This is a genomic window from Massilia eburnea, assembly GCF_050709955.1.
GTDB classification, from domain to species: domain Bacteria; phylum Pseudomonadota; class Gammaproteobacteria; order Burkholderiales; family Burkholderiaceae_D; genus Rugamonas; species Rugamonas eburnea_A.
The window spans coordinates 1-13,058 of the sequence record NZ_JBNZFX010000035.1; the positions used below are offsets into that span (position 1 = coordinate 1).

General features: G+C 58.9%; 5 protein-coding genes, 2 tRNA genes and 3 rRNA genes. 9 read left to right on the forward strand and 1 reads right to left on the reverse strand.

What is annotated here, in order from left to right; all coding sequences use genetic code 11:
* The 4 genes from ACQ4MM_RS21630 to ACQ4MM_RS21645 form a co-directional block, all read left to right on the forward strand.
* The coding region (locus ACQ4MM_RS21630) for an alpha-2-macroglobulin family protein (RefSeq protein WP_431479295.1) at positions 1 to 2,343 on the forward strand (2,343 nt) is incomplete at its 5' end.
* Positions 2,343 to 4,028, forward strand: coding sequence for a DUF2300 domain-containing protein (locus ACQ4MM_RS21635; protein ID WP_431479296.1), 1,686 nt, complete (start codon positions 2,343 to 2,345; stop codon positions 4,026 to 4,028). The genes ACQ4MM_RS21630 and ACQ4MM_RS21635, both read left to right, overlap by 1 nt.
* Complete coding sequence (locus ACQ4MM_RS21640) at positions 4,025 to 4,822, forward strand: YfaP family protein (RefSeq protein ID WP_431479297.1); 798 nt, start codon at positions 4,025 to 4,027, stop codon at positions 4,820 to 4,822. Before ACQ4MM_RS21635 ends, ACQ4MM_RS21640 begins: the two co-directional genes overlap by 4 nt.
* Before the next feature lie 4 nt (positions 4,823 to 4,826).
* Positions 4,827 to 5,579 carry a YfaP family protein gene (locus ACQ4MM_RS21645; RefSeq protein WP_431479298.1) on the forward strand — a complete coding sequence of 251 codons (753 nt, stop codon included), beginning with the start codon at positions 4,827 to 4,829 and terminating at the stop codon, positions 5,577 to 5,579.
* Here the strand turns inward: ACQ4MM_RS21645 and ACQ4MM_RS21650 are convergent.
* Positions 5,576 to 7,579, reverse strand: a complete 2,004-nt coding sequence (locus tag ACQ4MM_RS21650) for a TonB-dependent receptor family protein (protein WP_431479299.1) — start codon at positions 7,577 to 7,579, stop codon at positions 5,576 to 5,578. The genes ACQ4MM_RS21645 and ACQ4MM_RS21650 overlap by 4 nt on opposite strands.
* Positions 7,580 to 7,978: 399 nt before the next feature.
* Here ACQ4MM_RS21650 and ACQ4MM_RS21655 point away from each other — a divergent pair.
* The 5 genes from ACQ4MM_RS21655 to rrf all read left to right on the forward strand — a co-directional run bounded on the left by ACQ4MM_RS21655 (position 7,979) and on the right by rrf (position 13,011).
* Positions 7,979 to 9,509 (forward strand): 16S ribosomal RNA (locus ACQ4MM_RS21655).
* 65 nt (positions 9,510 to 9,574) lie between these two features.
* Positions 9,575 to 9,651: transfer RNA gene (locus ACQ4MM_RS21660), tRNA-Ile, on the forward strand.
* Positions 9,652 to 9,670: 19 nt separating this feature from the next.
* Positions 9,671 to 9,746 (forward strand) — tRNA-Ala (locus ACQ4MM_RS21665).
* Between the two features lie 176 nt (positions 9,747 to 9,922).
* Positions 9,923 to 12,794 (forward strand): 23S ribosomal RNA (locus ACQ4MM_RS21670).
* Positions 12,795 to 12,898: 104 nt separating this feature from the next.
* A 5S ribosomal RNA gene (gene rrf, locus ACQ4MM_RS21675) occupies positions 12,899 to 13,011 on the forward strand.
* Together the 16S, 23S and 5S rRNA genes with 2 tRNA genes alongside form the textbook arrangement of a ribosomal RNA operon.
* Positions 13,012 to 13,058 lie beyond the last annotated feature (47 nt).

Consider the following 13,058-nt stretch of genomic DNA (forward strand, 5'->3'; position numbering starts at 1 on the left):
TTCCAGAACGCCGGGCTGCAGGTGATCGAGCCGCGCATCGCGCTGAGCTTCAAGACCGACAAGGAAGTTTACCAGCCGGGTGAAAAAGTCACGCTGGACGTGACGGCGCAGATGGACGGCAAGCCGCTGTCGACCCTGGTGGCGCTGGGCGTGGTGGATGAAATGATCTACGTGCTGCAGCCGGAAATCGCTCCCGATATCGCGGACTTCTTCTATCATCCGCGCCGCAATAATGTGCGCACCACGGCCAGCCTGTCCTTCATCAGCTACGACATGGCACAAGGCCGCCGCGAAAACGTCCCGGCCCGCCATAACTATAATGAGCGTGGCGTGAAAGTGCTGGAACGTCCGCGCCGCGATAATATCGATACCGCCTTCTGGGCGCCGTCGCTGAAGACCGATGCCGACGGCAAGGCGCGCGTCACCTTTACCATGCCGGATGCACTGACCCGCTGGCGCATCACCGGCCGCGCCATGGATGCGCAAGGCCGCGTTGGCCAGCGCACTGGTTACCTGCGCTCCGACAAATCCTTCTACTCCAAGTGGACGGCGCCAGACTGGCTGCGTAGCGGCGATGCGCCGCGCGCATCTGTCGCTATCTTCAACCAGACCAGCGAGACGAAATCGCTGGAAGTGACACTGTCCGGCGGTCCGCAGCCGAAAGTGGAGAAGCTGTCGGCCAAGCCGGGCGTGAACTACGTTGAATTCCCGGTTGCCGTCGGTACCGCGCCGCTGCGCCTGGAAGTGAAGCAGGACGGCAAGCTGGTGGATGCGCTGGATACCAAGGTGCAGGAGCAGCCCGCCGCCTGGAGCAGCCCGCGCAGCATGAGCGTGGCATTGACCGGCACCGACAACGCGCTGAATCTGCCGGCCGATGCGCGCAATGTCCGCGTCTCGTTCGCACAAGGCGCGGCCAGCCACTTTGCACGTATTGCCGATGACCTGATCGAGTACCCGTACGGCTGCGTGGAGCAGACGGCCAGCCGCCTGATCCCGCTGACCATGGCGGCGCAGAGCATGCCGGCGGATGCCGGCCCGGTGCGCGAGCGCCTGATGGCGATCATGCAGGCCCAGCGCCTGCGCCTGGTGTCGATGGCTGGCCCGAACGCCATCTTCAGCTGGTGGGGACCCGCAACGCAGGGCGATGCGCTGATGACGTCTTACGCCTACTATGCCGACTGGTACGCCTCGCGCGCCCTGCGCTTGGAATTGCCGGGCGAGCACTGGAATAATCTGGTCAGCGTCTACACCGAGCATGGCAAGAACAATGCCCCGCTGGAGCGCGCCATGAGCCTGTGGATGATGCATGAAATGGGCTTGCCGACCAAAACCCTGGCGGAAAGCCTGGTGGCCGATGCCGCCAGCCTGGAAGTCGGCTCCGCGCCGCGCAAGCAGGGCGTCACCAGCAGCGTGCTGCTGGCCGACGGCCAGGACAGCGTGACCCGCGCCATGGCGGCCGGCCTGACGTCCATCGTCGCTGCCCAGAACGGCATCGCCTTGCCGCCATCGCTGCAGCAGCAGTTGCCGCAGGCATGGGCTGCATTGCGCGCTTCGCCGGCACCGGTGGCGCAGGCCCTGCTGATGCTGGCCGGTGAGGTGCCGGTGTCGCAGGCCGATGCCGTGCTGTCGTCCGTGCGTGCAGACATGCCGACCATGGACCGTGCCCTGACCCTGGTCTGGGTGCAGAAGAAGTTGGGCGGCTCGCCTGCCGCAAAACCGCCTGTCGCCGCACTGGAAGGCGCATGGCAGCAGGTGGACAGCCGCAGCGGCCAGCCGGTATGGCGCTGGACCGACGCCAAGTCGCTGCCGGAGCAACTGAAGCTGGCACAAGCTGCGCCGGCCGGCACCGTCGCGATCGTGCAATACGACAGCCGTGCAGTCGAACAGCACTCGCTGGACGTCGGCATCGAGCGTCGCATCCTGCGCATGAAGGCTGGCTCCAAGGGATACACCATGGAACTGGTGAAGCCGGGCGAAGCGCTGCGCACGGACGAACTGTATATGGACGAAATCAAGCTGAAAGCCGGCAGCGCCTCGCATCGTTTCGGCCTGCTGGAAGTGGCTCTGCCGCCAGGCGCGATGGTTGAATCGACTACCTGGGGCATGAAGCTGGCGGGTGACGAACCAGTGCAGCTGGAACGCGCGCGCCATGTCGAGCGCCGGGACGGCTATGCCGTGCCGGTCGAACCACTGAGCGGTGAGGTCGTCGTGCGCCACCTGCTGCGCTTCGGCCAGAAAGGCAGCTACACCCTGCCTCCGACCCGCTTCCACCGCATGTACCAGCCGGAGCAGAAAGCCTCTGAAGGCGGCGGCAAGACCATGCGTACGCTGAAAGTCGAGTAATGCTGCCTCGCCTGCTGCCCGCCTTGTTGTTGGCCTGCGCCGCGCCCGTTGCGGCGGCGGCCTCGCTCGACCTGGCGTGGTGGCGCGACGGCAAGGTGCAAGCGGTGCAGCTGCAGCAGCGCAGCCCATCGGCGGCGCAGCCGATGGCCGCCAGCACGGAGCTCCCGCTTGGCAGCCTGTGGAAGCTGTTCGTCTATGTCTACGCAGTGGACAGCAAGCTGCCCATGCCCGACTACAACTGCGGTGGCCGCAAGCAGGAGGAAGTGTATTGCTGCGAAGCCGGCGCCAGCGTAAGCCGCGATGCCGCGTTGGCGCAGTCCTGCGGCCTGTTCTTCGCGCCGGAACGCCTGGGCATCGCCCAGAAGCCATGGCAGGATTACTGGAAACGCAGGCTGGGTAGCGCACCGGCCGGCGAATTCGCCTGGCTGGCCGATCCCGCAAGGCTGGAGCCGGCGCGCCTCGTCACCCTGGGCAGCCTGCTGCGGGTGCTGGCCAGCATTCCGGCCGCGAGCCGTGCCGATGCCGAGGCGGCCCTGTTGCGCGTGGTGCTGGATGGACGCGGCGCCGGCAGTGTGCGCTGGTTCGGCAGCCAGCTGCGCGTGAAGACCTATTCGTGGCACCATCCAAAACGTGAAGATGCAAGGCTGGGCGGCGCAGCCGGCTGGCTGGCCGACGGCACTCCCGTATGGTTTGGCGGCAGCGACAGCAGCACCGGCATCTTCCAGAAATGGGCGCCGCAGATTGCTGCCGCCCTGCCGCCGGTGCAGCAGGCGGAAGACAGCGGCTGCGTGGTGGTCGACTACTTCACCCGCTACCCGGTGCGTGCGGTACGCGCAGCGGACGGCCTTGCCGCGCCGGGTGCGCTGAACGGCCGTTACGTGGTGCAGTTCGAAAATGGCAAGAGCCTGCCTATCCGCAGTAACGGCGAACTGACGTTGGCCGGCGGCGCAAACGGCAAGCTGCAAATTCGCGGCCGCATGGGCTTGAACGAATACGTGGCGCGTGTGATCGACCGCGAAGCCAGCACCACTGAAACGGAGGCTGCGCGTGCCTTCGCCATCGCGGCCCGCAGCTACCTGCAGCAGAACGCGCGCCGCGCCGAGTCCTGCCAGTTCATCACGGACAGCAGCGCCACGCAACGCGTCAGCCCCAATCCGGCCAGTGCTGCCGCGCTGGAAGTGGCGCGTTGGACCGACCAGCTGGTGCTGGATGGCGCACAAGTGCGTTACCACAGCAGCAAAGGCGGGGCGAACGTCCTGGCGTGGAGCGACGCGCAGGCGCAGGCGCGCACCGGGAAAGGATTCGACGATATCCTGGCCGCGGCCTATCCGGGCACCACCCTCGCCATCGCAGGAAACACCGGCACCGTCTGCGCTCGCCTCACAAAGAATGAACAATGGCTGGCCTATGCGCTGCCGCGCTGGGAGCGCATGCTGCGCCGAGAAGACGGCTATGAGGCGCCAGCGCAACTGCCGGCGGTATGCGCACTGACTGCCGGCTCGCCATATTCCGAACAGTCGCGCAACCGCATCTTCATGCGGCCGCTGGTCACGCGCGAGGACCGTATCACGCTGGCGCATGAATACCTGCACATCGGCCTGCGCCGTCACCCGCGCGGGCAGGACGAGGACTATGTTGAGCGCCTGGCGCGCCGCCTGAACGACCTGTCACTGGAGGCTATGTGAAAGCACGCACCCAATGCATCCCGGCGCTGATGCTGGCGCTGGCCGCCGCACCTTTGCTGGCGCAGGACAAGACAATGACCGGGCCGGTTGGCGGCTGGAACCGCGCTGGCATGACCGACAAGTCCGGTGAACTGGCCGTCAGCTACCCGTATTCACTGATCGACCGTGGCGCGCAGAAAAACCGCACCATGATCCTTGGCCAGTTGGCAAAGATCAGCACCAAGCGTCCCTTCCACCAGTTGATCGTGAATGGCAACCCGACCCCGTTGTACACGGACGAAGAGGGCCGTTATGCGCGCGGCTATGCCTTCGGCTCCGGTTCCAACAGCGTTGAGATCCGTTCGCCGGACGGCAAATCGCTGAAGCGCATGCAGTTCTACGAGGCGGATACCAGCCGCCCGCAACCGCGGCTGCGCATCATCGGCGCCTGGGACGACAACCAGGCCGAGATCGACCTGCACATCATTACGCCGGACGGCCAGCACGCCTTTTTCGCCAATCCTTTCCTGACCAATGGCGGCGGGCTGGATGCGGACAGCGTCGACGGCCCCGGTCCGGAAATGTTCACCATGTCCTCGCCCATGCGCGGAACCTACCAGGTATGGGTGAACTACTGGGGCAATTTCGGCAGCTCGGGCTATCACTTTGACGAAGCCACGCGCCAGCGTCCCATCATTACGACGCGTATCACGCTCGTTTTCAACGAAAACACGCCCAGCGAAAAGAGGCAGGACTTTGTTGTCCCTTTACGCAAGATCGGCGACCTGACCCTAGTTAAATCCTTTGTATATTGAACACATGAAGAAACTCTTCCTCCCGCTGTTGCTGTTGCCTGCCTGCGTCATCGCGCAAGTGAGCATTGAGTCGCCCAAAAGCGGCTGGCGCCATTCGGGCGGCAGCGAGGAGCAGTACAGCCAGACCGTGAACTATCCGGCATCTGTCGTGAACATGCAGCCAGGGCAGGCCGAAACGGCGCAAATCCGCGGCAAGATCGCGGGCGCCAGCCGAAGCAAGCCGGCCAAGCTGATTGTCAACGGCGTTGCCATGCCGCTCGAGTTGCAGGAAGACGGCAGCTTCGCGCGCCCTTACATCTTCGGCCCCGGCTCGAACGGCGTGGAAGTGCGTTCGCCGGATGGCAAGAGCCGCGCGCGCAGCCAGTTCTACGACAGCTACAGCGGCAAGACCAAGTCGCGCCTGCGGGTTGTGTTGTCCTGGGACAGCCCGGGCACCGATGTCGACCTGCACGTGATAACGCCCAACGGCGGCCACTCCTGGTTCGGCCAGCGCATGCTCCCCGACGGCAGCGGACTGGATGTCGACGTCACCGGCGGCTATGGCCCGGAAATCTATTCCAGCCCGGCGCCGGCCAAGGGCAATTACCATGTCTACGTCAACTACTACGGCGGCAATTCCGAAAAGCAGGTCATTACCGTTGCCACGGTCTCGGTGATCACCAATGAGAATACGCCGAGCGAGAAGCAGCAGACCTTCATGGTGCCGCTGCGTGCTGCGGGCGAGCTGACTTTGGTGAAGTCCTTCGTGTACCCTTAAAACTGGTACCTGGCGGAGATGCCTGCCACCCAGTTTCGGCCGGGCGCCGCCTCGTAATAGCGCTTGTTGGCATCGCCGACGATGACCGACCCGACGTACTGCTTGTCGGCCAGGTTATTCAGGCGAACGAATTCGCTGACGCGCCATTCTGCAACTTCTTGCGCTGCTGTCAGGCGCAGGTTCAGGATGCCGTAGCCCGGCGCCGCCCGCTCGGTATTGCTGTCTTCCGCATAGACCTTGTCGCTTGCAATGGCCTCCAGCGCGGCACCCCAGCGGCCCGCGCTTTCGCGCCAAACCAGTTCACCGAAACCATAGGCTCGTGCGACGCCGGGCAGGCTTGCGCCATTCTCATAGCTTGCGCGCAGCGATGTCAGGGCAATGCGCGTGCTGAATCCAGCGCCCAATGTAGCGTCGAAGGACGCTTCTGCACCTTTTCGAACGGTGCGTGCCGCATTGCGGTAGCTGGTGCGTCCACCAGAGGAGGACTCCACTACCAGCTCATCGCTGGTACGAACTTCGAAGATGGCTGCATTCATCCTGACGCCTGACGCCAGGACAGCCTTGGCCCCCGCTTCGGCGTGCTTGCTGCGCGCAGGCCGGAGGCCGAAATTGAAACCGGCGCCGCCGCCCGAATAAAACAGCTCATTCAACGTCGGTGCTTCGAAGCCGCGCGCGGCGCTGGCGTACAGGTTCAGCGCCGGCGTCGCGCGGTAAAGCACCGCCGCCAGTGGCGTGGTTTGGCTGAAGCGCAGTTTGCCGCTATCGTCGCCATTGCTGGTGAAGCGATCAGCAACTGAAACGCTGATTCGGCTGTGACGCAAGCCGGCTGTCAATTGCCAGCGTTCGCCCTGCCATTCCGCTTGCGCATAGGGATCCACATTGGACACCGAGTCTTTCTCGTCGCGTCGCAACCGGCCCTTCACTCCCAGCGTGGCGCCGGAAAAATTCTCGTAGCCCTGGCGCTCGTCCACGGCGCGGCCATACTCGATGCCCGTAGAAGTTGTGAGCTTGCCACCGGCAAGCTGCTGAACGCTCTGCCAGCGTGCTTCTCCGCCGTGGAAGTCGCGATCGAAGTCGATAACGCCACCGGAGTGTGTCGCCGGGGCTTGGAAGCCGCGCGAGAAGGATTGGTACTGCACCACCTGGCGGTTGCCGGCGTAAGCAGTGAACAGCAACCTTGCGTCGCCGACCGCTTGCTCCCAGGTGGCTGCCGCCTGCTGGTGGTCGATGCTCTTGCGCGTGTTGTAGCGCTCAGCCAGCGTAAGCTTGGTAGTTCCGGTATCGGTGGCGTCGGTCTCGCCGGCGCGGGGATCGCGCTGCCATGTCGCCCAGGTAACCCCCAGGGGGTCCTGAGTGTCCTTCTGGCGCAGCCCATTCGCGACCAGCGTCAGCTTTCCGCCCCCTCCAACACGCAGGTTCAACTTCGCGTGCGCCTGCTCACGCGTGGCGGCGCTGTGATGGCGAAAGCCGTCAGTCCGAAAGCGTGAGGCATCGAGTGCGTAGCCTATGCCTGCGGTTTCGCCCTGCGCGGAGATGTCCACCTTATAGAGTCCGTCGCTACCAATGCTGGCACTTGATTCCAGGGTTGGGCGGCCTTTGCCTTCGCGGGTGAACAGCTGGATTACTCCTCCTGAATGGTTGCCGTACAGGGCAGAGAATGGGCCGCGTAGTACTTCGATGCGTTCCGCCATGTCAAGGTTGAAGGTCGCCGCTTGTCCTTGGCCGTCCGGCATGCTGGCCGGGATCCCGTCCGCAATAAGGCGTACGCCGCGAACGCCGAAAGCGGAGCGCGCGCCGAAGCCGCGCGAAGAGATCTGCAAATCCTGTGCGTAGTTCTGGCGGTTCTGCGCCACCAGGCCGGGCACGGCGGCGAGGGCTTCGGAGGCATTGATCCGCGGCTGGCCTTCGCGAATGCGGTCGGTATCAAGTACATCAATTGCGGCGGGAACGTCGAAGATGGCGCGCTCCGAGCGCGTGGCACTGACAACGACGATTGGCAATTGGTCAGGTATTTGAATATAAGGCATGAACGAAACTATACATCCCCCCTTGCGGAGCTGAATTTCGTTTGCTATAGTTCTGTCCCTCGCAACGCAACACTGTTAAAACAGTAAGCGAAACGAGAAAAAGAAGGGGTTGACGAGTTGCACGCTGTACCGCATAATCTCGCTTCTCTGCTGCTGACGAACACAACGCTTCGTCGAATAAAGAAGGCAGCGATCTTTAAAAATCAACAGTCGATAAGTGTGGGCGTTTGACGATATTGCCACGAACCTTCGGGTTCGATGCTCAAAATATAGTTATACGCTCGCACAAATATATTAAACGTAATCTCGAAAGAGATTCGTCAGTATTTTGAGTGAGTGACCTGCCGCAGAAATGCGGCAACAACAGAGATTAAACTGAAGAGTTTGATCCTGGCTCAGATTGAACGCTGGCGGCATGCTTTACACATGCAAGTCGAACGGCAGCGCGGGCTTCGGCCTGGCGGCGAGTGGCGAACGGGTGAGTAATATATCGGAACGTACCCAAGAGTGGGGGATAACGTAGCGAAAGTTACGCTAATACCGCATACGATCTAAGGATGAAAGCAGGGGATCGCAAGACCTTGTGCTCCTGGAGCGGCCGATATCTGATTAGCTAGTTGGTGGGGTAAAGGCCCACCAAGGCAACGATCAGTAGCTGGTCTGAGAGGACGACCAGCCACACTGGAACTGAGACACGGTCCAGACTCCTACGGGAGGCAGCAGTGGGGAATTTTGGACAATGGGGGCAACCCTGATCCAGCAATGCCGCGTGAGTGAAGAAGGCCTTCGGGTTGTAAAGCTCTTTTGTCAGGGAAGAAAAGGCTGTGGCTAATATCTACAGCTGCTGACGGTACCTGAAGAATAAGCACCGGCTAACTACGTGCCAGCAGCCGCGGTAATACGTAGGGTGCAAGCGTTAATCGGAATTACTGGGCGTAAAGCGTGCGCAGGCGGTTTCGTAAGTCTGTCGTGAAATCCCCGGGCTTAACCTGGGAATGGCGATGGAGACTGCGAGGCTAGAGTTTGGCAGAGGGGGGTAGAATTCCACGTGTAGCAGTGAAATGCGTAGAGATGTGGAGGAACACCGATGGCGAAGGCAGCCCCCTGGGTCAAAACTGACGCTCATGCACGAAAGCGTGGGGAGCAAACAGGATTAGATACCCTGGTAGTCCACGCCCTAAACGATGTCTACTAGTTGTTGGGTCTTAATTGACTTAGTAACGCAGCTAACGCGTGAAGTAGACCGCCTGGGGAGTACGGTCGCAAGATTAAAACTCAAAGGAATTGACGGGGACCCGCACAAGCGGTGGATGATGTGGATTAATTCGATGCAACGCGAAAAACCTTACCTACCCTTGACATGGATGGAATCCCGGAGAGATTTGGGAGTGCTCGAAAGAGAGCCATCACACAGGTGCTGCATGGCTGTCGTCAGCTCGTGTCGTGAGATGTTGGGTTAAGTCCCGCAACGAGCGCAACCCTTGTCATTAGTTGCTACGCAAGAGCACTCTAATGAGACTGCCGGTGACAAACCGGAGGAAGGTGGGGATGACGTCAAGTCCTCATGGCCCTTATGGGTAGGGCTTCACACGTCATACAATGGTACATACAGAGGGCCGCCAACCCGCGAGGGGGAGCTAATCCCAGAAAGTGTATCGTAGTCCGGATTGTAGTCTGCAACTCGACTACATGAAGTTGGAATCGCTAGTAATCGCGGATCAGCATGTCGCGGTGAATACGTTCCCGGGTCTTGTACACACCGCCCGTCACACCATGGGAGCGGGTTTTACCAGAAGTAGGTAGCTTAACCGCAAGGAGGGCGCTTACCACGGTAGGATTCGTGACTGGGGTGAAGTCGTAACAAGGTAGCCGTATCGGAAGGTGCGGCTGGATCACCTCCTTTCTAGAGTCGGCATCAGACTCAAACGTTCACACTTATCGACTGTTGTAATACGAAGAACAGCAAATGGGGCTGTAGCTCAGCTGGTTAGAGCACCGTGTTGATAACGCGGGGGTCGTTGGTTCGAGCCCAACCAGCCCTACCAGTCCCTTGGCAGTACACACGGGGGATTAGCTCAGCTGGGAGAGCACCTGCTTTGCAAGCAGGGGGTCGTCGGTTCGATCCCGTCATCCTCCACCAAGATTTCAAATGTAAGCGCAGACGCTTAGGTTTGAACTCTTATGTTCATCGTTCTTTAACAATCTGGAAGAAGTAAAAGTTTTATTAAGCGATATCGAAAGATATCACTTAGGGTAGTAGTAAAACTCATCAAACACAGTAGTAAGTGCTTGAACTTATAGCCGTCAAGGTTATAGGGACAAGTGAATAAGTGCACATGGTGGATGCCTTGGCGATTACAGGCGATGAAGGACGTAGTAGTCTGCGATAAGCTTCGGGGAGCTGACAAACAAGCATTGATCCGAAGATTTCCGAATGGGGAAACCCGGCCTTTTAGGTCATTGCATACTGAATACATAGGTATGCAAAGCGAACGCGGCGAACTGAAACATCTAAGTAGCTGCAGGAAAAGAAATCAACCGAGATTCCCAAAGTAGTGGCGAGCGAAATGGGAAGAGCCTGTATGTGATAGTCGTTCTGATAGTGGAAGCCTCTGGAAATAGGCGCCATAGCGGGTGATAGCCCCGTACGCGAAATCAGAGCGGTGGTACTAAGCATACGACAAGTAGGGCGGGACACGAGAAATCCTGTCTGAACATGGGGGGACCATCCTCCAAGGCTAAATACTCGTAATCGACCGATAGTGAACCAGTACCGTGAGGGAAAGGCGAAAAGAACCCCGGGAGGGGAGTGAAATAGATCCTGAAACCGTGTGCATACAAACAGTAGGAGCCTCGCAAGGGGTGACTGCGTACCTTTTGTATAATGGGTCAGCGACTTACATTCAGTGGCGAGGTTAACCAATTAGGGGAGCCGTAGAGAAATCGAGTCCGAATAGGGCGCTAGTCGCTGGGTGTAGACCCGAAACCAAGTGATCTATCCATGGCCAGGTTGAAGGTGCGGTAACACGCACTGGAGGACCGAACCCACTAATGTTGAAAAATTAGGGGATGAGCTGTGGATAGGGGTGAAAGGCTAAACAAACTTGGAAATAGCTGGTTCTCTCCGAAAACTATTTAGGTAGTGCCTCAAGTATCACCGACGGGGGTAGAGCACTGTTATGGCTAGGGGGTCATCGCGACTTACCAAACCATTGCAAACTCCGAATACCGTTGAGTGCGAGCTTGGGAGACAGACATCGGGTGCTAACGTCCGGTGTCAAGAGGGAAACAACCCAGACCGCCAGCTAAGGTCCCAAAGATTGGCTAAGTGGAAAACGAAGTGGGAAGGCTAAAACAGTCAGGATGTTGGCTTAGAAGCAGCCATCATTTAAAGAAAGCGTAATAGCTCACTGATCGAGTCGTCCTGCGCGGAAGATGTAACGGGGCTAAGCCAGTCACCGAAGCTGCGGATATCCGTAAGGATATGGTAGGAGAGCGTTCTGTAAGCCTGCGAAGGTGTCTTGTGAAGGATGCTGGAGGTATCAGAAGTGCGAATGCTGACATGAGTAGCGATAATGCGGGTGAAAAGCCCGCACGCCGTAAGCCCAAGGTTTCCTGTTCAACGTTCATCGGAGCAGGGTGAGTCGGCCCCTAAGGCGAGGCAGAGATGCGTAGCTGATGGGAAGCAGGTTAATATTCCTGCACCGTCGTATGATGCGATGGGGGGACGGATCGCGGAAGGTTGTCTGACTGTTGGAATAGTCAGTTTCTGGTTCATAGAAGGTGCTTAGGCAAATCCGGGCACGTAATTCAAGGGACTGGGACGAGTGCACTAGTGCACGAAGCAATCGGAAGTGGTTCCAAGAAAAGCCTCTAAGCTTCAGTCATACGAGACCGTACCGCAAACCGACACAGGTGGGCGAGATGAGTATTCTAAGGCGCTTGAGAGAACTCGGGAGAAGGAACTCGGCAAATTGGTACCGTAACTTCGGGATAAGGTACGCCTCGGTAGTTTGACCACTTTACTGTGGAAGGACGAAAAGGTTGCAATAAACTGGTGGCTGCGACTGTTTAATAAAAACACAGCACTCTGCAAACACGAAAGTGGACGTATAGGGTGTGACGCCTGCCCGGTGCTGGAAGATTAAATGATGGGGTGCAAGCTCTTGATTGAAGTCCCAGTAAACGGCGGCCGTAACTATAACGGTCCTAAGGTAGCGAAATTCCTTGTCGGGTAAGTTCCGACCTGCACGAATGGCGTAACGATGGCCACACTGTCTCCTCCCGAGACTCAGCGAAGTTGAAGTGTTTGTGATGATGCAATCTACCCGCGGCTAGACGGAAAGACCCCATGAACCTTTACTGTAGCTTTGCATTGGACTTTGAACCAATCTGTGTAGGATAGGTGGGAGGCTTTGAAGTAGGGACGCCAGTTCCTATGGAGCCAACCTTGAAATACCACCCTGGTTTGTTTGAGGTTCTAACCTTGGTCCGTAATCCGGATCGGGGACAGTGCATGGTAGGCAGTTTGACTGGGGCGGTCTCCTCCCAAAGTGTAACGGAGGAGTTCGAAGGTACGCTAGGTACGGTCGGACATCGTGCTAATAGTGCAATGGCATAAGCGTGCTTAACTGCGAGACCGACAAGTCGAGCAGGTACGAAAGTAGGACATAGTGATCCGGTGGTTCTGTATGGAAGGGCCATCGCTCAACGGATAAAAGGTACTCTGGGGATAACAGGCTGATTCCTCCCAAGAGTTCATATCGACGGGGGAGTTTGGCACCTCGATGTCGGCTCATCACATCCTGGGGCTGTAGCCGGTCCCAAGGGTATGGCTGTTCGCCATTTAAAGTGGTACGTGAGCTGGGTTTAAAACGTCGTGAGACAGTTTGGTCCCTATCTGCCGTGGGCGTTGGAAATTTGAAGGGGGCTGCTCCTAGTACGAGAGGACCGGAGTGGACGAACCTCTGGTGTACCGGTTGTCACGCCAGTGGCATTGCCGGGTAGCTAAGTTCGGAAGAGATAACCGCTGAAAGCATCTAAGCGGGAAACTTGCCTTAAGATGAGATTTCCCAGAGCCTTGAGCTCTTTGAAGGGTCGTTCGAGACCAGGACGTTGATAGGTCAGGTGTGGAAGTGCAGTAATGCATTAAGCTAACTGATACTAATTGCCCGTACGGCTTGTCCCTATAACCTTGCCGGTTATATAGCACTTGCCTGTGTTTGAGATACCCAACTTTACTTCTTCCAGATTGCGCACCTTGCTCAGCGAGCAGGGTGCATACAAGTTATGCCTGATGACCATAGCAAGTCGGTCCCACCCCTTCCCATCCCGAACAGGACCGTGAAACGACTTTGCGCCGATGATAGTGCTGCAACCAGTGTGAAAGTAGGTTATCGTCAGGCTCTTATTAGAAAAGCCCGCTAGGCAGTTGCCAGCGGGCTTTTCGCTT

Excerpts from the sequence above, each read along its gene's own strand:
- ACQ4MM_RS21635 (WP_431479296.1), top strand. The coding sequence starts at position 2,343 with ATGCTGCCTCGCCTGCTGCCCGCCTTGTTGTTGGCCTGCGCCGCGCCC.
- ACQ4MM_RS21645 (WP_431479298.1), top strand. The coding sequence starts at position 4,827 with ATGAAGAAACTCTTCCTCCCGCTGTTGCTGTTGCCTGCCTGCGTCATC.